This window comes from Pseudomonas sp. GW821-FHT07G06 (assembly GCF_058986625.1).
Window position 1 is genome coordinate 393,162 of sequence record NZ_JBYSVW010000003.1, and the last position, 16,876, is coordinate 410,037.

Annotated in this window: 20 protein-coding genes; 8 read left to right on the top strand and 12 right to left on the bottom strand. The window is 60.9% G+C overall.

The window, feature by feature from the left end; translation table 11 throughout:
* Positions 1-5: 5 nt before the first annotated feature.
* From rsmD to AC3WJW_RS08460, 3 genes are read right to left on the bottom strand one after another with little or no spacing between them, the layout of a single operon-like run.
* Positions 6-602: a 16S rRNA (guanine(966)-N(2))-methyltransferase RsmD gene (gene rsmD, locus AC3WJW_RS08450; protein ID WP_104450149.1), complete on the bottom strand. Its 597-nt coding sequence runs from the start codon at positions 600-602 to the stop codon at positions 6-8.
* Entirely contained in the window at positions 602-2,092 is a 1,491-nt protein-coding gene (locus AC3WJW_RS08455; protein WP_493725720.1) for a M16 family metallopeptidase, read from the bottom strand. Before AC3WJW_RS08455 ends, rsmD begins: the two co-directional genes overlap by 1 nt.
* On the bottom strand, positions 2,085-3,440 hold the full coding sequence (locus tag AC3WJW_RS08460; protein ID WP_493725721.1) for a M16 family metallopeptidase: 1,356 nt from the start codon (positions 3,438-3,440) through the stop codon (positions 2,085-2,087). Before AC3WJW_RS08460 ends, AC3WJW_RS08455 begins: the two co-directional genes overlap by 8 nt.
* 343 nt (positions 3,441-3,783) lie before the next feature.
* On the opposite strand from AC3WJW_RS08460, the gene ftsY reads away from it, so the two are divergent.
* The 4 genes from ftsY to rpoH all read left to right on the top strand — a co-directional run bounded on the left by ftsY (position 3,784) and on the right by rpoH (position 7,996).
* Complete coding sequence (ftsY, locus tag AC3WJW_RS08465) at positions 3,784-5,334, top strand: signal recognition particle-docking protein FtsY (protein ID WP_493725722.1); 1,551 nt, start codon at positions 3,784-3,786, stop codon at positions 5,332-5,334.
* A complete protein-coding gene (ftsE, locus tag AC3WJW_RS08470) occupies positions 5,331-6,002 on the top strand; it encodes a cell division ATP-binding protein FtsE (RefSeq protein ID WP_007975383.1) in 672 nt (223 codons plus the stop codon). The genes ftsY and ftsE overlap by 4 nt, the downstream gene beginning before the upstream one ends.
* On the top strand, positions 5,999-7,021 hold the full coding sequence (gene ftsX / locus AC3WJW_RS08475) for a permease-like cell division protein FtsX (protein WP_095964214.1): 1,023 nt from the start codon (positions 5,999-6,001) through the stop codon (positions 7,019-7,021). The genes ftsE and ftsX overlap by 4 nt, the downstream gene beginning before the upstream one ends.
* 120 nt (positions 7,022-7,141) lie before the next feature.
* Positions 7,142-7,996 carry an RNA polymerase sigma factor RpoH gene (gene rpoH / locus AC3WJW_RS08480; protein WP_493725723.1) on the top strand — a complete coding sequence of 285 codons (855 nt, stop codon included), beginning with the start codon at positions 7,142-7,144 and terminating at the stop codon, positions 7,994-7,996.
* Positions 7,997-8,155: 159 nt separating this feature from the next.
* Here rpoH and mtgA read toward each other — a convergent pair whose 3' ends face one another.
* Complete coding sequence (mtgA, locus tag AC3WJW_RS08485) at positions 8,156-8,878, bottom strand: monofunctional biosynthetic peptidoglycan transglycosylase (RefSeq protein WP_126048094.1); 723 nt, start codon at positions 8,876-8,878, stop codon at positions 8,156-8,158.
* 74 nt (positions 8,879-8,952) lie between these two features.
* Here mtgA and AC3WJW_RS08490 point away from each other — a divergent pair, with 74 nt between their 5' ends.
* From AC3WJW_RS08490 to trmB, 4 genes are all read left to right on the top strand, one after another.
* Positions 8,953-9,324, top strand: coding sequence for a DUF423 domain-containing protein (locus AC3WJW_RS08490; RefSeq protein ID WP_493725724.1), 372 nt, complete (start codon positions 8,953-8,955; stop codon positions 9,322-9,324).
* A gap of 193 nt (positions 9,325-9,517) precedes the next feature.
* The gene (thiS, locus tag AC3WJW_RS08495) at positions 9,518-9,718 is read left to right on the top strand and encodes a sulfur carrier protein ThiS (RefSeq protein ID WP_007953386.1); all 201 of its coding nucleotides are present in this window, start codon (positions 9,518-9,520) and stop codon (positions 9,716-9,718) included.
* A gap of 60 nt (positions 9,719-9,778) precedes the next feature.
* Positions 9,779-10,573 carry a thiazole synthase gene (locus AC3WJW_RS08500; protein WP_007975390.1) on the top strand — a complete coding sequence of 265 codons (795 nt, stop codon included), beginning with the start codon at positions 9,779-9,781 and terminating at the stop codon, positions 10,571-10,573.
* 9 nt (positions 10,574-10,582) lie between these two features.
* Positions 10,583-11,308, top strand: a complete 726-nt coding sequence (trmB, locus tag AC3WJW_RS08505) for a tRNA (guanosine(46)-N7)-methyltransferase TrmB (protein ID WP_085716366.1) — start codon at positions 10,583-10,585, stop codon at positions 11,306-11,308.
* A gap of 131 nt (positions 11,309-11,439) precedes the next feature.
* On the opposite strand, the gene AC3WJW_RS08510 is transcribed toward trmB, so the two are convergent.
* The 8 genes from AC3WJW_RS08510 to AC3WJW_RS08545 all read right to left on the bottom strand — a co-directional run bounded on the left by AC3WJW_RS08510 (position 11,440) and on the right by AC3WJW_RS08545 (position 16,869).
* Positions 11,440-11,763: a DUF3392 domain-containing protein gene (locus AC3WJW_RS08510; protein ID WP_007975393.1), complete on the bottom strand. Its 324-nt coding sequence runs from the start codon at positions 11,761-11,763 to the stop codon at positions 11,440-11,442.
* Between the two features lie 9 nt (positions 11,764-11,772).
* Positions 11,773-12,978, bottom strand: coding sequence for a radical SAM family heme chaperone HemW (hemW, locus tag AC3WJW_RS08515; RefSeq protein WP_007975394.1), 1,206 nt, complete (start codon positions 12,976-12,978; stop codon positions 11,773-11,775).
* Positions 12,975-13,571, bottom strand: a complete 597-nt coding sequence (rdgB, locus tag AC3WJW_RS08520; RefSeq protein ID WP_007975395.1) for an RdgB/HAM1 family non-canonical purine NTP pyrophosphatase — start codon at positions 13,569-13,571, stop codon at positions 12,975-12,977. Before rdgB ends, hemW begins: the two co-directional genes overlap by 4 nt.
* Positions 13,568-14,002 carry a DUF4426 domain-containing protein gene (locus tag AC3WJW_RS08525; RefSeq protein WP_007975397.1) on the bottom strand — a complete coding sequence of 145 codons (435 nt, stop codon included), beginning with the start codon at positions 14,000-14,002 and terminating at the stop codon, positions 13,568-13,570. Before AC3WJW_RS08525 ends, rdgB begins: the two co-directional genes overlap by 4 nt.
* Positions 14,003-14,028: 26 nt before the next feature.
* A complete protein-coding gene (gene metW / locus AC3WJW_RS08530) occupies positions 14,029-14,649 on the bottom strand; it encodes a methionine biosynthesis protein MetW (protein WP_007975398.1) in 621 nt (206 codons plus the stop codon).
* 7 nt (positions 14,650-14,656) lie between these two features.
* On the bottom strand, positions 14,657-15,796 hold the full coding sequence (gene metX / locus AC3WJW_RS08535) for a homoserine O-succinyltransferase MetX (protein WP_493725725.1): 1,140 nt from the start codon (positions 15,794-15,796) through the stop codon (positions 14,657-14,659).
* A gap of 181 nt (positions 15,797-15,977) precedes the next feature.
* Positions 15,978-16,274 (bottom strand): DUF167 domain-containing protein, encoded by a 297-nt coding sequence (locus tag AC3WJW_RS08540; protein ID WP_493725726.1) that lies wholly within the window; start codon positions 16,272-16,274, stop codon positions 15,978-15,980.
* Between the two features lie 4 nt (positions 16,275-16,278).
* On the bottom strand, positions 16,279-16,869 hold the full coding sequence (locus AC3WJW_RS08545; RefSeq protein ID WP_493725727.1) for a YggT family protein: 591 nt from the start codon (positions 16,867-16,869) through the stop codon (positions 16,279-16,281).
* Between the last annotated feature and the right edge of the window lie 7 nt (positions 16,870-16,876).

The following is a 16,876-nucleotide window of genomic DNA, read 5'->3' on the forward strand; positions in this document are numbered from 1 at the left end:
GAGTGTCAGGCGCTTCGTTGCCATAACGAGTAGTAGACGCGCCCGGATTTCTGTTCCCGGTGCAGGCGCCAGTTCTCAGGCAGGCCCAGGGTCGACGGCGCGGATTCGCTTTCGGTGTACACCCAGGCATCTTCGGCCAGCCACTGGCGCTCTTCGAGCAACTTGCAAACGGCGGGCAGCAGGTTCTGGTTGAACGGCGGGTCGAGGAACACCAGGTCGTAGGCCGTTGCGGTCTGGGTTTCCAGGTAGCGCAGGGCATCGGCGGTCTGGACCTGGCCGTTGGTGCACCGCAGGGTGCCCAGGTGCTCCTTCAGGCTGGACACCGCGATGCTGCTGGCGTCCAGCGCCTGGCCCATGGCCGCGCCACGGGACAGGGCTTCGAGGAACAACGCGCCGCTGCCGGTGAACGGGTCGAGCACCTTGGCGCCCGGCACGTACGGCGCGAGCCAGTTGAACAGGGTTTCACGCACGCGGTCCGGCGTCGGGCGCAGGCCAGGGGCGTCGGGGAAACTCAGTTTGCGGCTGCGCCATTCGCCACCGATGATGCGCAGCTGGTTCACGCCGTTATGGACGTTTTTGGCGGGTTTCTTGGGACTGGCCATTAATGCTCCGGAACCCCGAGCGGCTGCTCGGAAGGTTTATCAGTAGGGGCCGGTAACGGCTTTTGCGGCACGGTCGGGCCAGCGCTGACGATGACCATTTTGTCCGTGCCCAGGTGTTTGTTCATGGCGGCTTTGACCTGTTCGACGGTCAAGGCCTGGGACTGCTGCATGAATTCTTCCAGGTGGCTCAACGGCAGGTTGTAGAAACCGATGGCGCCCAGTTGGCCGACGATATCGGCGTTGCTGGCGGTGGACAGCGGGAAACTGCCGGCCAGTTCGCGCTTGGCGTCGTCGAGTTCCTTTTCGGTCGGGCCGGTTTCAAGGTAGTCGGCCAGGACGTCCTGCACCAGTTTCAGGGTGCCTTCGCTCATCTCGGCGCGGGTCTGCAGGTTGATCATGAACGGGCCGCGCACCTGCATCGGGGTGAAGCCCGAGTACACGCCGTAAGTCAGTCCACGCTTCTCGCGCACTTCGCTCATCAACCGGGTGCCGAAACCGCCGCCACCGAGAATCTGGTTGCCCATGGACAGCGCCGCGTAGTCCGGATCGTCGCGATCGATGCCCAACTGCGCGAGCATCAGGTTGGTTTGCTTGGACGGGAACTCTATGTGGCCGATGCTCGCCTTCGGCTCTGTCGGCTGCGCGATTTTTGGCAGCGCCGGACCTTGGGGCACGGCGGCGGAAACCTGTGCGGCAATCGTTTCGGCTTCGGCGCGGGACAGGTCGCCGACCAGCGCGATCACCACGTTACCCGCTGCGTAGGCTTTCTCGTGGAAAGCGCGCAGTTGTGCCTGGGTGATCGCCGGTACGCTTTTCGCCGTGCCGTCGCTGGAATGCGCGTACGGGTGATCACCGTACAAGCGGCTCATCAGTTCCAGGCTCGCCAGTTTGCCGGGGTTCTGTTTCTGGTATTCGAAACCGGCGAGCATCTGGTTCTTGATGCGCAGCAGTGAGTCGGCCGGGAAGGTCGGCTTGCCGATGACTTCGGCGAACAGCTTCAGGGCCGGCTCGCGCTTGTCCTTGGCACTCAGGCTGCGCAGTGAAGCGATTGCCATGTCTTTGTAAGCACCGTTGCCGAAATCGGCGCCCAGGCCTTCGAAGCCTTGGGCAATGGCGCCGACGTCCTTGCCGGCCACGCCTTCGTTGAGCATGGCGTTGGTTAACAGCGCCAGGCCCGGTGCATCGCCGTCCTGGCTGCTGCCGGCGGCAAAAATCAGGCGCATGTCGAACATCGGCAGCTCATGGGCTTCGACGAACAACACCTTGGTGCCTTCGGCCGTGTTCCAGGTCTGCACGTCCAGCTTGCGGTGGTCCGGCGCCTTGCCGTTGAGTTCGGTCAGCGATTGCAGTTTCTGGCTGGCTTTGGCTTTGTCCAGGGCTTCACTGGCACTGGTTTCGCCGGAGCGCGACAGATAGAACGCGGCAGAGCCGATAACGGCGGCAGCGATCAGCCCGATCAGGGCCAGGCGGGAGGGTTTACGCTCACTCATGAGTCGTCTCCAGAGGCAGTACATGGGCGACGCTGAGACGTTCGCGGGTGAAATACAGCTTGGCGGCTTTCTGGACATCTTCCGGGGTCACGCTTTCCAGGTCGGCCAGTTCGGTATCCATCAGCTGCCATGACAGGCCGACGGTTTCCAGTTGGCCGATGGCGGTGGCCTGGCTGGTGATCGAGTCGCGCTCGTAGACCAGGCCGGCGATGACTTGTGCACGAACCCGTTCGAGTTCTTCGGCCGTCGGCGCAGTGGTTTTCAACTGGTCGAGCAGCTTCCACAATCCGGCTTCTGCCTGGGCGATGGTCTTGTGTTTCTGCGAGTTTGGCGATGCCGACAGGGTGAACAGGCTGTCGCCACGGGTGTAGGCGTCGTAACTCGACGAGCCGCCGGACACCAGTTCTTCTCCGCGCTCCAGTTGCGTCGGGATGCGCCCGCTGTAGCCGCCATCGAGCAGTGCCGAGATCAGGCGCAGGGCGTTGACCAGGCGCTTGTCTTCGGCGGTGGCAATGCTCGGCACGTTGAAGGCCAGCATCAGGCTGGGCAGCTGGGTTTGCACATGCAGGGTGATCTGGCGCTCGCCCGGTTCGGCCAGTTCCAGCGGCTTTTTCGCGGCCGGCACATCACGCTTGGCGATCGGGCCGAAATAGCGTTGGGCCAGCGCCTTGACTTCGTCCGGCGTCACGTCGCCGACCACCACCAGCGTGGCGTTGTTCGGCACGTACCAGGTCTGGTACCAGTTGCGCAGTTCTTCGACCTTCATCCGCTCAAGATCGGCCATCCAGCCGATGGTCGGCGTGTGATAGCCGCTGGCCGGGTAAGCCATGGCCTTGAAGCGCTCATAGGCCTTGGACATCGGCTTGTCGTCGGTGCGCAGCCGACGTTCTTCCTTGATGACTTCGATTTCCTTGGCGAACTCGTCGGCCGGCAGGCGCAGGTTGGCCATGCGGTCGGCTTCCAGTTCGAAGGCTACGCCCAGGCGATCCCGGGCCAGCACCTGGTAGTAGGCGGTGAAGTCGTCGCTGGTGAAAGCGTTCTCTTCGGCGCCGAGGTCGCGCAGGATCAGCGAGGCTTCACCGGGGCCGACCTTCTCGCTGCCCTTGAACATCATGTGTTCCAGAGCGTGGGACAGGCCGGTATTGCCCGGCGTCTCGTAGCTGGAGCCGACCTTGTACCAGACTTGGGAAACCACAACAGGCGCACGATGGTCTTCGCGCACGACCACCTTCAAGCCGTTGTCGAGAGTGAATTCGTGGGTGGGTTGCGGGTCGGCAGCCAGGGCCGAAAGGGGCAGGCAAACTGTGCTGAGCAGCAGGCCTGCGGCGCGGCGGGCAAGAGCATTCATTCGTTTTCAAACCTTTGGGGCTGCCCGCTTGTTCTTAGCGTCAGCGGGCGAGAGGGTGCTAGGATACTGATCCGTTTTACTGGCGGCCACGCCTATCAGGCCTTTGATTGGCCTGCGGGTTGTATGGGTTACCGGCAGAAACTTTGAGTTTGTCAGCTAAACTCTGCGTTTTCGCCGACGATGCCGTTTCAGTCCTTCGTATTAGTCGACCTTTGAGGCGCCGTTGGCACCTCGACAAAATGTTGCGCGTGAACAAGCTGGGTGAAACACAGTCTGTTCTGCATCGATTATTTATTTGCCGGGGCGCCATTGGCGCGTCGCTACCGTGAGATAGCCGTCCTCCATGTTTGGTTCCAACGACGACAAGAAGACCCCAGCTGCGGCTGGCGAGAAGAAAAGCCTGTTCGGATGGCTGCGCAAAAAGCCGCAGGAACCCGTCGTCGAACAGCCACAAGCCATTCCTGAGCCAGCGCCGACGCCGGTCCCGGTAATAGAAGAAGCGCCCGCGCCGGTTGTTCTGCCGGTTGCCGAGCCGTTGCTGCAACCCAAGGTTGAAGCCGCTCCCGAACCCGTCAGCGAAATCGTCACCGAACAGCCGCTGGCCCCGACGGCCGAACCCTGGTTGACCCTGCCGGTAGCCGAAGAGCCCGTGGCGTTTGTCGAAAATGACCTGGCCCCCCATGTGACCCCGCCGATTCCGGCCCCGGCAGCGTTTGCGCCTGTACCGGTTCATGCGCCTGTGGTCGAAGCGATTGTTGAACCAGTCGTCGTGGCCGAGCCTGTTCCCGTTGTCAGCCAGCCAGAGGTTCCGGTATTCGTTGCTCCAGTTGCTCCAGTTGCTCCAGTTGCTCCAGTTGCTCCGGTTGCTACAGTTGCTCAAGCACCGGCACCTGCTCCGATTCCTGCGCCGATCGCGGCACCCGTCGAAACCCCGGTAGAACCTGTGCGCACCGAAGAAACCAAAGCCGGTTTCTTCGCCCGCCTCAAGCAGGGCCTGTCCAAGACCAGCGCCAGTATCGGCGAAGGCATGGCCAGCCTGTTCCTGGGCAAAAAGGTAATTGATGACGAACTGCTCGAGGACCTCGAAACCCGTTTGCTGACCGCCGACGTCGGTGTCGAAGCCACCTCGGTGATCATTCAGCGTCTGACGCAGAAGGTTGCGCGCAAGGAACTGGCCGACGCCGATGCCCTGTACAAATCCCTGCAAGCCGAGCTGGCGGCCATGCTCAAGCCCGTCGAGCAGCCGCTGAAAATCACCTCGCAGAGCAAGCCGTTCGTGATTCTGGTCGTCGGCGTCAACGGTGCTGGCAAGACCACCACCATCGGCAAGCTGGCGAAGAAACTGCAGCTGGAAGGCAAGAAAGTCATGCTCGCCGCCGGCGACACCTTCCGCGCGGCTGCGGTAGAGCAGTTGCAGGTCTGGGGCGAGCGCAACAAGATCCCGGTGATCGCCCAGCATACTGGTGCCGACTCGGCCTCGGTGATCTTCGACGCCGTGCAGGCCGCCAAGGCTCGCGGCATCGATGTGCTGATCGCCGACACCGCCGGCCGCCTGCACACCAAAGACAATCTGATGGAAGAACTGAAAAAGGTTCGCCGCGTGATCGGCAAGCTCGACGCCGACGCACCTCACGAGGTGCTCCTGGTGCTTGACGCCGGCACCGGCCAGAACGCCATCAATCAGGCCAAGCAATTCAACCAGACCGTCGAACTGACCGGCCTGGCGCTGACCAAGCTCGACGGCACCGCCAAAGGCGGGGTGATTTTCGCCCTGGCCAAGCAATTCGGCCTGCCGATCCGCTACATCGGCGTCGGCGAAGGCATCGACGATTTGCGTACCTTTGAAGCAGAACCCTTTGTCCAGGCATTGTTTGCCGAGCGGGAGCGTTCATGATTCGTTTCGAACAGGTCGGTAAGCGCTACCCGAACGGTCACGTCGGCTTGCATGAGCTGAGCTTTCGAGTCCGTCGTGGCGAGTTTCTGTTTGTCACCGGCCATTCCGGCGCCGGTAAATCCACGCTGTTGCGCCTGTTGCTGGCGATGGAGCGCCCGACCAGCGGCAAGCTGCTGCTCGCCGGGCAAGACCTGAGCACCATCAGCAACGCACAGATTCCTTTCCTGCGTCGGCAGATCGGCGTGGTGTTCCAGAATCACCAGTTGTTGTTCGATCGCACGGTGTTCAATAACGTCGCGTTGCCTTTGCAGATCCTCGGGCTGTCCAAGGCCGAGATCGCCAAGCGCGTGGACTCGGCACTGGAGCGAGTAGCGCTGTCGGATAAAACCGACCTGTACCCGGGCGACCTGTCCACCGGTCAGCAGCAGCGCGTCGGCATCGCCCGTGCCATCGTCCATCGCCCGGCCTTGCTGCTGGCGGATGAGCCGACCGGTAACCTCGACCCGCGTCTGGCCGCCGAGATCATGGGTGTGTTCGAAGACATCAATCGCCTGGGTACCAGCGTGCTGATCGCCAGTCACGACCTGGCCCTGATCGCCCGCATGCGCCACCGCATGCTGACGTTGCAACGCGGTCGATTGATCGGTGACGGGGAGGCCGCGGTATGAGTGCAACACGTAGCCCCAAGGTTTCCGAGCGCGTGGCCCCGAAAGCCGCCGATCCGCAGCCGCAAAAGAAAAAACACGACGATGATGACGGGCCGGACTTCGCCACGTTGTTCCGTGCCTGGATCGAAAGCCATCGCGCCAGCATGGTCGACAGCTTGCGCCGCCTGGGCAAGCAGCCCATCGGCAGTTTTTTCACCTGCATGGTAATGGCGGTGGCCCTGAGCTTGCCCATGGGGCTGTCACTTTTGCTAAGTAACGTCGAGCGCCTGGGTGGTTCCTGGCAGCGCGCGGCGCAGATTTCCCTGTATCTGGACCTTGAGGCCAAACCGGCCGAAGGCGAATCGCTGCGCGATCAGATCAAGGGCATGCCTGGCGTCGCCGATGCCGAATACGTTGGCCGGGATCAGGCGCTGGAAGAGTTCCAGCAACAGTCGGGGCTGGGCGAGGCGCTCAAGGAATTGCCGGAGAACCCGTTGCCAGGCGTGGTGTTGGTAACGCCAACTGAAGTCGACAAGCCGGCCCTTGAAGCATTAAGACAAAAACTATCCGAGCTGCCGAAGGTACAGCAGGCGCAACTTGATTTAGTCTGGGTCGAGCGTCTGGCAGCCATCCTCAAGCTGGGTGACCGTTTTGTCTTCGGTCTGACCGTGCTTCTGGTTTCTGCATTACTTTTGGTGATAGGCAATACCATTCGTCTTCATATTGAAAACCGCCGCACAGAGATAGAAGTGATTAAACTGGTCGGCGGCACTGACAGCTATGTTCGCAGGCCCTTCCTGTACATGGGGGCGCTGTATGGCTTCGGTGCGGGGATTCTGTCCTGGGGCGTGCTTGCGTTCGGCCTTGATTGGCTGAACGACGCGGTGGTAGGGCTGGCTGGTTTGTACGGCAGTGATTTTGCGCTGGCTGGAGTGCCAGTTGCCGACGGTCTGTCTCTCTTGCTTGGCGCGGTGCTGTTGGGGTATATCGGTGCATGGATTGCAGTCGCACGCCACCTGAGGGAGCTTGCGCCTAAGTAGTATCATTTTGCTCGTATTGACCTTTCAGCGTTTTTGGGTTTTAGGGAACTTGTCTTTCGGTTTCCGGTCAATTTTCGCAGTGCTGAACTGCACGAGTTTGTAAGTCGGAGGTTTTTTCGTATGACCAATTCTTTGCAACCTGCATATGCTCTGGTCCCGGGTGCGAACCTGGAGGCCTATGTGCACACCGTCAACAGCATTCCATTGCTGTCGCCGGAGCAGGAGCGTGAACTGGCCGAGAGTCTCTATTATGAGCAGGATTTGGGGGCGGCTCGGCAGATGGTGCTCGCCCACCTGCGTTTTGTCGTACATATCGCCCGTAGCTATTCCGGCTACGGCCTGGCTCAGGCTGACCTGATCCAGGAAGGCAACGTCGGCCTGATGAAGGCCGTGAAGCGCTTCAACCCGGAAATGGGCGTGCGCCTGGTGTCCTTTGCCGTGCACTGGATCAAGGCGGAAATCCACGAGTTCATCTTGCGCAACTGGCGCATCGTGAAAGTCGCGACCACCAAGGCCCAGCGCAAGCTGTTCTTCAACCTGCGCAGCCAGAAGAAACGCCTGGCCTGGTTGAATAACGAGGAAGTTCATCGCGTCGCTGAAAGCCTGGGCGTAGAGCCTCGGGAAGTGCGCGAGATGGAAAGCCGCCTGACCGGCCATGACATGGCCTTCGACCCGGCTGCCGAAGCGGACGACGACAGTGCTTTCCAGTCGCCGGCCAACTATCTGGAAGACCACCGGTACGACCCGGCCCGTCAACTGGAGGACGCCGACTGGAGCGACAACTCCAGCCACAACCTGCACGAAGCGTTGGAAGTGCTGGACGACCGTAGCCGTGACATTCTCTACCAGCGCTGGCTGGCGGAAGAAAAAGCCACGCTGCATGACCTGGCGCAGAAGTACAACGTGTCGGCCGAGCGTATTCGTCAGCTCGAGAAGAGCGCGATGAACAAGCTCAAGTTGTCGATCGCTGCGTAACTGGCGGGCAGGCAGTAAAAAAACCGAGCAGTGATCCTGTGGGAGCGAGCTTGCTCGCGATGAGGTCCGAACATTCAATACATAAGTTGAATGTCAGGCCGTCATCGCGGGCAAGCCCGCTCCCACAGTGGTTTTCAGGGCCTGAAGAATTGTGATCGGTTATTGAGACCAAGGCGCCCGACGCGAATCGTTCAGGCCCACCAGATAGCTATCCCCGCCCAACTGGCTCATCTGCTGTCGAATCCAGCCCGCTCGCCGCGATACGTATGAAGTCGGATGGCTTGCGCTCCAGACCCGCGGGTTTGGCAGTACGGCGGCCAGCAAGCTCGATTGCTGACGGCTGAGGTTTTTCGCGCTGGTCCCAAAATGATGCCGTGCCGCAGCCTCCGCGCCAAACACCCCGTCATCCCACTCAACGCTATTCAGGTACACCTCAAGAATCCGCTGCTTGGGCCAGAACACTTCGATCAGTCCGGTGAACCAGGCTTCCAGGCCTTTGCGCAGCCAGCTGCGGCCAGACCACAGGAACAGGTTTTTCGAGACTTGCTGGCTGAGGGTGCTGGCGCCGCGGATCGAACCGCCGCGCTCGTTATGGGCAAACGCCGCCTGAATCGCGCCGATATCGAAGCCCCAGTGCTCCGGGAATTTCTGGTCTTCGCCGGCAATCACCGCGACTTTCAGGTCGTCGGAGATCTCGTCCCAGGGTTTCCAGGTCCGTTGCAGGTCGATGGGTTCGCCGTCAAACCAGGATTCGATCTTGCGCTCGACCATCAGCGTCGTCCCCGGAGGCGGTACCACGCGAAAGATCAGCACCAGCAATACACTGCCACCCATGAACCAGAGCACGGCCTTGGAGAAATGACGGAAATAGATACGCAGCATAGAGATGGCTTGGCCGAACCCGTTGAGCGGGCCATTATACAGACCCTTTGGATCGAAACTGACTGGAGTTCTGCATGCTGCGTGGCTTTCTGATGCTGGCCGCTTTTTTCGGCTTCACCGGTGTCGGCCTCGGGGCCTTTGCCGCCCATGGCCTGAAGAGCCGCCTGAGCGCCGAGTACCTGGCGATCTTCCACACCGGCGTCACCTATCAACTGGTGCACGCCCTGGCGTTGCTCGGTGTCGCAGTGCTGGCCACGCAGATTCCCGGTCGACTCGCCACCTGGGCCGGCGCATCGTTTGCCATCGGTATCCTGCTGTTCTCTGGCAGCCTGTATGTATTGACGCTGACCAGCATCAGCAAGCTTGGCATCATCACGCCTTTCGGCGGTCTGGCATTCCTGGTCGGCTGGTTCTGCCTGGGCCTCGCCGCCTGGCGCCTGACCTGATCCGGGATATGACCTCATGTAGGAGCTGCCGCAGGCTGCGATCTTTTGCCTTTTGTTTTTTAAGATCAAAAGATCGCAGCCTGCGGCAGCTCCTACACGAATTACATGAATTGCATTTCAAGACGAATGGCTTGGGTCGGCCTGACTGATCGGGCTAGAATGCCTGCCCCAAAAAATGATGGCGGCATCCGGCATGCGCATTCAGTTGAACGGCGAATCCTTTGAACTGCCCGACGGTGAAACCGTTGCGGCCCTGCTGACCCGTCTGGACCTGACCGGGCGCCGGGTGGCGGTCGAACTCAATCTGGATATCGTCCCGCGCAGCCAGCATGCAGACACCACGTTGAACGACGGCGACAACGTCGAAGTGGTGCACGCCATCGGCGGCGGCTAGTAGTCTCGGCCGAGTGGCCACAGAATTCTGCAAGTACCTCACCCCTACAGAGGATTTCCCATGAGCATCGTTCGCAGCGACAAGCCTTTCGTCCTGGCCGGTCGTACTTACCAGTCGCGTTTGCTGGTCGGTACCGGCAAGTACCGTGACATGGAAGAAACTCGCCTGGCCATCGAAGCCTCGGGTGCCGAGATCGTCACCTTCGCCGTACGTCGCACCAACCTTGGTCAGATCGAGGGCGAGCCGAACCTGCTCGAAGTGCTGTCGCCGGATCGCTACACCTTCCTGCCGAACACCGCCGGTTGCTACGACGCCATCGAAGCCGTGCGCACCTGCCGCCTGGCCCGTGAGCTGCTCGACGGCCACAACCTGGTGAAGCTGGAAGTGCTGGCCGATCAGAAAACCCTGTTCCCCAACGTGATCGAAACCCTCAAGGCTGCCGAAACGCTGGTCAAGGAAGGCTTCGACGTGATGGTCTACACCAGTGATGACCCGATCATCGCCCGGCAACTGGCGGAAATCGGTTGCATCGCGGTGATGCCACTGGCCGGACTGATCGGTTCGGGTCTGGGTATCTGCAATCCGTACAATCTGCAGATCATCCTCGAAGAAGCCAAAATCCCGGTGCTGGTGGATGCCGGCGTCGGTACCGCTTCCGACGCCACCATCGCCATGGAGCTGGGTTGTGATGCGGTGCTGATGAACTCGGCCATCGCCCACGCCCAGCAGCCGGTCATGATGGCTGAAGCCATGAAACATGCGATCGTCGCAGGCCGCCTGGCTTACCTCGCCGGCCGTATGCCGAAAAAACTCTATGCCAGCGCCTCTTCGCCGCTGGATGGTCTGATCAAGTAAGAGCCATTGATGACTGAATCGAACGACACGCCAATCCAGACGGAAGAAGGCGACGAGCGCCAACACCGCCGCATCAAGAGTTTCGTGATGCGCGCCGGGCGCATGACCGAAGGCCAGCAACGCGGCCTGGAGCAGGGCGCGCCGCTGTTCGTGCTGCCGCTGGCCGACGCGCCGGTGGACTTCGACCAGGTGTTCGGTCGCTCGGCACCGCGCTCGCTGGAAATCGGTTTCGGCATGGGCCATTCGCTGCTGGAAATGGCAGCGGCTGCACCGGACCAGGACTTCATCGGCGTCGAGGTTCACCGTCCGGGTGTCGGGGCGCTGCTCAATGGCGTGTTGACCCAGGGGCTGACCAACCTGCGGGTCTACGATTGCGATGCGATCGAAGTGCTCAACCGCTGCGTGGCCGATAACAGCCTTGATCGCCTGATGCTGTTTTTCCCGGATCCGTGGCACAAGAGCCGTCACCACAAGCGCCGTATCGTTCAGGCGTCCTTCGCCGAGCTGGTACGCAGCAAGTTGAAGGTCGGCGGCATTCTGCACATGGCCACCGACTGGGAACCGTACGCCGAATACATGCTGGAAGTGATGAATGTCGCCCCGGGTTATCGCAACCTGGCCGAAGACGGCAAGTGCGTACCGCGCCCGGCCGAGCGGCCGATCACCAAGTTCGAACGCCGCGGCGAACGTCTTGGGCATGGCGTGTGGGATTTGAAGTTCGAAAAGCAGTCCTAAGCATCACCCAATACAAACTGTGGGAGCGAGCCTGCTCGCGAAGAGGGAGTGTCAGTCGACAGAAGTGCTGTCGGACACACCGCTTTCGCGAGCAGGCTCGCTCCCACAGTTGTTTTAGGATGTGGCTGAGATCAGCGGCGGTCGGCTACTACGCCGATGAGTACCAACACCACCAACAACACCGGTGCCAGGCTGTAGTTGTTGAATTGGCTCAAGCCGCGTACGACCCACGGCGTGGCGTAGATCAGCGCTGCACCGCTGCCGATCATGCACAGCAGGGCCATCAGTGGCACGCGCAAGGCGCCGGCGATGCTGCCCAGGCGCTGCTCGACCCAGCCTTTGAAATCCGCACCAAACAGCACCAGCAGGCAGCCCACCAGGGCCAGGGCGATTTCCGAGAGATTGCTGCGGCTCCAGCGAGACACGGTGGCAAGCAGGTCGAGTACCAAATCCATTCGATTTCCTTATGTCAGAAATTTCTGCAGCAAGTCGTTGAGGAAGAGTTGTCCGCGCATCGTGGCTACCAGGCGTGACGGTTCGACCTGCAACAGGCCGCTTTGTTCGGCTTCTCGGCGGCCTTCAGCAAGGCTTTCCAGGGTCATGCCGGTACGTTCAGGGTACAGCCGCGATTCGACACCTTCAGTCAGGCGCAACGCGTTCATCAGGAATTCGAACGGCATTTCATCGTTGCCCAGCGCTTTCTCGCCGGCCCGGAAGCTTTTCGCCGGATTCAGGTAATCCTTCGGCAGGCGGGTTTTCCAGGTGCGGACAATGCGCCCGTCCGGGTGACTGAGCTTGCCGTGGGCACCGGCACCGATGCCGATGAAGTCGCCAAAACTCCAGTAGTTGAGGTTGTGTCGCGCCGGACGTCCGGGCAGGGCATAGGCCGAGACTTCGTACTGGGCGTAACCGTGTTCGGCCAGCAGCGCTTGCCCGGCTTCCTGAATGTCCCACAGCGTGTCGTCTTCCGGCAGCGTCGGCGGCTGGTTCCAGAACACCGTGTTCGGTTCCAGGGTCAGTTGATACCACGACAGGTGTGTCGGTTTCAGGGCGATGGCTGTGCGCAGGTCGGCCAAGGCATCGTCCAGGGACTGATTCGGCAAGCCATGCATCAAGTCCAGGTTGAAGTTATCGAAACCGGCCTGCCGCGCCATGCCGGCGGCGCGTACGGCTTCGTCGCCGTTGTGAATCCGGCCCAAAGCCTGGAGTTTTTCCTGCTGGAAACTCTGGATGCCGATCGACAGGCGGTTGATCCCCAGTTTCCGGTACGCCACGAACTTGTCTTGCTCGAACGTACCCGGATTGGCTTCCAGCGTGATTTCGATGTCGCTGGCAAAGGGGATGCGCTGCTCGACGCCTTTGAGCAAGCGACCCAGGGAATCGGCACTGAACAGGCTCGGCGTGCCGCCACCAAAGAAGATCGAGCTCAATTCACGGCCATAGACGGCGTGCAGGTCCTGGTCGAGATCGGCCAGCAACGCGTCGACATACTCTTCTTCCGGCAGCACAGGGCTGGCGGTGTGGGAGTTGAAGTCGCAATAAGGGCATTTGCGCACACACCACGGGATGTGGATGTACAGCGCCAGGGGCGGCAGCACAGGCAGTGCCGCCCGGGGCGATGAAGCATCGCCGCCGAAGATCAGCGGCGATGCGGATGATTCACGGGTCATTTCAAGCCCAGACGCTGGCGCAGCAGATCCATTGCACGGGCGCGGTGGCTGATCTGGTTCTTGTCGGCCGGGCTCAACTCGGCGCTGGAGCAATCGCGCTCCGGCACCCAGAACAGCGGGTCGTAGCCAAAACCGTGTTCGCCGCTGGCCTGGGTCAGGATTCGCCCGTGCCACAAACCTTCGCAGAGGATCGGCAGCGGATCGTCGGCGTGACGTACCAGTGCCAGCACGCAGACGAACTGCGCACCACGCTCGGCTTCAGGCACGTCTTTCAACACGTCGAGGAGCTTGGCGTTGTTCGCCGCATCGCCCTTGCCGTCGGCATAACGCGCCGAGTAGATACCCGGCGCACCGCCGAGGAAATCCACCGCCAGCCCGGAATCGTCGGCCAGCGCCGGCAAACCGGAAATGCGTGCGGCATTACGGGCCTTGAGGATGGCGTTCTCGACGAACGACAGACCGGTTTCTTCAGGCTCGACGCTGCTGAACTCGCCGATCGAGCGCAGGTGCACCGACTCGCCGAGCATGGCCTGGAGTTCTTTGAGTTTGCCGGCGTTATGGCTGGCCAATACGAGTTGCGTGAAGTTGATCATTGGCCAGGGAAGAGCTCTTGGTTGAAATTGATGGTGTTGATTTTATCGCCGGTCTGCACCTTGATGTCGAAGGTGCGGACTTCCTGTTGATCCACCGGATATTGCGCAATGTAGTAGATCGCGCCTTGTTCGGTGATCTGTTTGAACTGCAGTGGCACCGTCTGGCTGGTCAGGTCTTTGACCGAACCGCTCACCTGGGCCATCAGTGGCTTGCCTTCCTTGAGCACCGAGATATTGATCACGCCCTGGTTCTTGCTGCGGATCAGTTCGGCGGACTTGGCAATGTCCGGGGTCAGGTAGGTGGAGTTGAACGTGTTGTAGTGCACCGTCACGTCGCCGAAGGTTTCCTGGCGCTCGCCCTTGATGGCTTCGGCGCCCATGGCGGTGACGCTCAGGCAGGCAGTGAGTAGAAACAAAGCAAGACGACCCATGATCGTTCTCCTTGAAATAGGGTGGATCAGACCGCGACCTTGTGGTCGGAAAGTCCCGGACTGCTGACGCGGTAGATTCCGATCTCACCTAACAGATTAGGCCATAGCTTACTGGCCCACCCGTGCCGATGCTGTTGATCCACGGCAAGCCGATCAATGACCTTCGCTTCACGTTCGCGACACAAGGCTTCAAAGTCCGCGAAGGTGCAGAAGTGGATGTTCGGCGTGTTGTACCAGGTGTACGGCAGGAACTCGGAAACCGGCATCCGGCCTTTGCTCGCCAGGTACCAGCGGCAGCGCCAGTGACCGAAATTGGGGAAGGTGATGATGCACTGACGGCCCACGCGCAGCATTTCTTCGAGGATCTTGTCCGGGTAGTGCACTGCTTGCAGCGCCTGGGTCATGACCACGATGTCGAAACTGTTGCTGGCAAAGTTGCCCAGGCCCTTGTCCAGGTCCTGTTCGATGACGTTGATGCCCTTGGCCACGCACTCGGCGATGTTGTCGGCGTCGTTTTCCAGGCCATAACCGGTGACTTGTTTGTTATCGCGCAGCCAGGTCAGCAGTTCGCCATCGCCGCACCCGAGGTCGAGCACGCGGCTGCCGGCGGGGATCCATTCCTGGATGATTTCCAGATCAGCTCTCATGGCTTTCTCACAACGTAATGCGGTTCATGTAATTGCCGAATGCCTGCAGGTAGCGCGGGATCGGAATCAGGAAGGCGTCGTGGCCTTGCGGTGCGTCGATCTCGAGGTAGCAGACGTCCTTGCGCGCGGCCATCAGCGCGTCCACCAGCTCGCGCGAGCGGGCAGGGGAGAAGCGCCAGTCGGTGGTGAACGACATCACACAGAACTTGGCTTTGGCGCCTTCGAAGGTTTTCGCCAGGTTATCGTCGAAGTTCGCCGCCGGATCGAAGTAATCGAGCGCTTTGGTCATCAACAGATACGTGTTGGCATCAAAGCGCCCGGAGAACTCTTCGCCCTGATAGCGCAGGTAGCTTTCAACCTGGAACTCGACGCTGTGGAAGTCGTAGTTGAGTTTCTCGCTCTTCAGCCCGCGGCCGAATTTTTCGCCCATGGAGTCGTCGGAGAGGTAGGTGATGTGCCCGACCATCCGCGCCAGCATCAGGCCGCGCTTGGGGATCACGCCCTGTTCCTGGAACGAACCGCCGTGGAATTCAGGGTCGGTGAGGATCGCCTGACGCGCCACTTCGTTGAACGCGATGTTCTGTGCCGACAGCTTGGGGGCCGAGGCGATGGCCAGGCAGTGACGGATGCGGTCGGGGTAGGTGATGCTCCATTGCATCGCTTGCATGCCGCCAAGGCTGCCGCCGATCACGGCCGCGAACTGAGCGATGCCGAGGCGATCGGCCAGACGCGCCTGACTGTGCACCCAATCTTCGACGGTCAATACCGGGAAATCGGCGCCGAACGGCTTGCCGGTGTCCGGGTTGATGCTGCTCGGGCCGGTGGAGCCGTTGCAGCCGCCGAGGTTGTTCAGGCTGACCACGAAGAACTTGTTGGTGTCGATCGGCTTGCCGGGGCCGATGCAGCTGTCCCACCAACCGGGTTTACGGTCGTCGGGGCTGTGATAGCCGGCAGCGTGGTGGTGCCCGGACAAGGCGTGGCAGATCAGCACGGCATTGCTCGCCGTGGAGTTGAGCGTGCCGTAGGTTTCGTAGATCAGGTCATAGGCCGGGAGCGAACGACCACAGGCCAAAGCCAGCGGCTCGCTGAAGTGCGCCACTTGCGGCGTCACCAGACCAACAGAATCGGGGGGAAAGGCAGCTGGCATCGACCCTGCTCTCATTGAAATGAGGCGTAAGTCTAAAGACCGCTGGGGTTAGCGGCAAGCAAAGGTCCGAGCTGATTTTTTCATGTAAGACCGAGGTGTGCCATTCGCGAGCAGGCTCGCTCCCACAGGATTGATGCAGTCCATGTGGGAGCGAGCCTGCTCGCGATGAACGATGACGCGGTCAGCCTGCCGGGCGCACCAGATCAGGCAGGGCCGGCAACTTCTTCGGCGAGCAAATTCGCACCCGTTTCTGCCGGTTCAACTCGCCACTGATCAAGCTGACCTGGCTCTTGGACACGCCAAAGGCCTTGGCCAGAAACGCCATCAGATACGCGTTGGCCTTGCCCTCGACTGGCGGTGCGGTCAGGCGGATCTTCAGGCGATCACCGTGCAGCCCGGCGAAATCATCGCTACGGGCTGCCGGTTGCAGGTGACACTCCAGAATCAGGTCGTCACCGTCCCAGCGAAACCAGCTCACCGGGTCAGATCAACACGCGGAGGATTTCCGGCATCATGGTCAAGGCGGCGAGGTTGTTGATCACCAGCATGTCGATCAGTTTGATCGCCAGGAACGCAAAGATCGGCGACAGATCAAGCCCGCCCAGGTTCGGCAGGAACTTGCGGAACGGCGCCAGGGCCGGCTCGCAGACGTCGTTCACCAGTTCGGCGCCCGGGTTATGGCTGCCCGGTGCGACCCAGGACAGGATCACACTGATGATCAGGGCAAAGAAGAAGATGTTCAGGAATAGCGCGGTCACACCGATGATCGACCAGATCAGCAGTTGCAGCGGATTGCCGGTGGTGCCGTAGGTCAGCAACAGGGTCAGGGCCATCAGTGCCAGTTGCACCAGGATCGCCAGCACCAGCGAGGACATGTCCAGGCCGAACACGCTCGGGATGATCCGGCGCAGCGGCTTGAGCAGTGGCTGGGTGGCCTTGACGATGAACTGGCAGATCGGGTTGTAGAAGTTCGCCCGCACCAGTTGCAGCACGAAGCGCATCAGCACGATCAGCAGGTACAGGCTGCCGAGGGTTTGCAGCACGTAGACCGCTGCGGTGTTCAATCCAATCATGAAAAGC

Coding starts and splice junctions, on each gene's coding strand:
- metW (WP_007975398.1), bottom strand. CDS start 14,649: ATGAGAGCTGATCTGGAAATCATCCAGGAATGGATCCCCGCCGGCAGC.
- AC3WJW_RS08455 (WP_493725720.1), bottom strand. CDS start 2,092: ATGAGTGAGCGTAAACCCTCCCGCCTGGCCCTGATCGGGCTGATCGCT.
- AC3WJW_RS08490 (WP_493725724.1), top strand. CDS start 8,953: ATGCTGCGTGGCTTTCTGATGCTGGCCGCTTTTTTCGGCTTCACCGGT.
- hemW (WP_007975394.1), bottom strand. CDS start 12,978: ATGACCCGTGAATCATCCGCATCGCCGCTGATCTTCGGCGGCGATGCT.
- metX (WP_493725725.1), bottom strand. CDS start 15,796: ATGCCAGCTGCCTTTCCCCCCGATTCTGTTGGTCTGGTGACGCCGCAA.
- AC3WJW_RS08510 (WP_007975393.1), bottom strand. CDS start 11,763: ATGGATTTGGTACTCGACCTGCTTGCCACCGTGTCTCGCTGGAGCCGC.
- rdgB (WP_007975395.1), bottom strand. CDS start 13,571: ATGATCAACTTCACGCAACTCGTATTGGCCAGCCATAACGCCGGCAAA.
- rpoH (WP_493725723.1), top strand. CDS start 7,142: ATGACCAATTCTTTGCAACCTGCATATGCTCTGGTCCCGGGTGCGAAC.
- AC3WJW_RS08525 (WP_007975397.1), bottom strand. CDS start 14,002: ATGGGTCGTCTTGCTTTGTTTCTACTCACTGCCTGCCTGAGCGTCACC.
- trmB (WP_085716366.1), top strand. CDS start 10,583: ATGACTGAATCGAACGACACGCCAATCCAGACGGAAGAAGGCGACGAG.
- AC3WJW_RS08500 (WP_007975390.1), top strand. CDS start 9,779: ATGAGCATCGTTCGCAGCGACAAGCCTTTCGTCCTGGCCGGTCGTACT.
- mtgA (WP_126048094.1), bottom strand. CDS start 8,878: ATGCTGCGTATCTATTTCCGTCATTTCTCCAAGGCCGTGCTCTGGTTC.
- ftsE (WP_007975383.1), top strand. CDS start 5,331: ATGATTCGTTTCGAACAGGTCGGTAAGCGCTACCCGAACGGTCACGTC.
- ftsX (WP_095964214.1), top strand. CDS start 5,999: ATGAGTGCAACACGTAGCCCCAAGGTTTCCGAGCGCGTGGCCCCGAAA.
- ftsY (WP_493725722.1), top strand. CDS start 3,784: ATGTTTGGTTCCAACGACGACAAGAAGACCCCAGCTGCGGCTGGCGAG.
- thiS (WP_007953386.1), top strand. CDS start 9,518: ATGCGCATTCAGTTGAACGGCGAATCCTTTGAACTGCCCGACGGTGAA.
- AC3WJW_RS08460 (WP_493725721.1), bottom strand. CDS start 3,440: ATGAATGCTCTTGCCCGCCGCGCCGCAGGCCTGCTGCTCAGCACAGTT.
- AC3WJW_RS08545 (WP_493725727.1), bottom strand. CDS start 16,869: ATGATTGGATTGAACACCGCAGCGGTCTACGTGCTGCAAACCCTCGGC.
- rsmD (WP_104450149.1), bottom strand. CDS start 602: ATGGCCAGTCCCAAGAAACCCGCCAAAAACGTCCATAACGGCGTGAAC.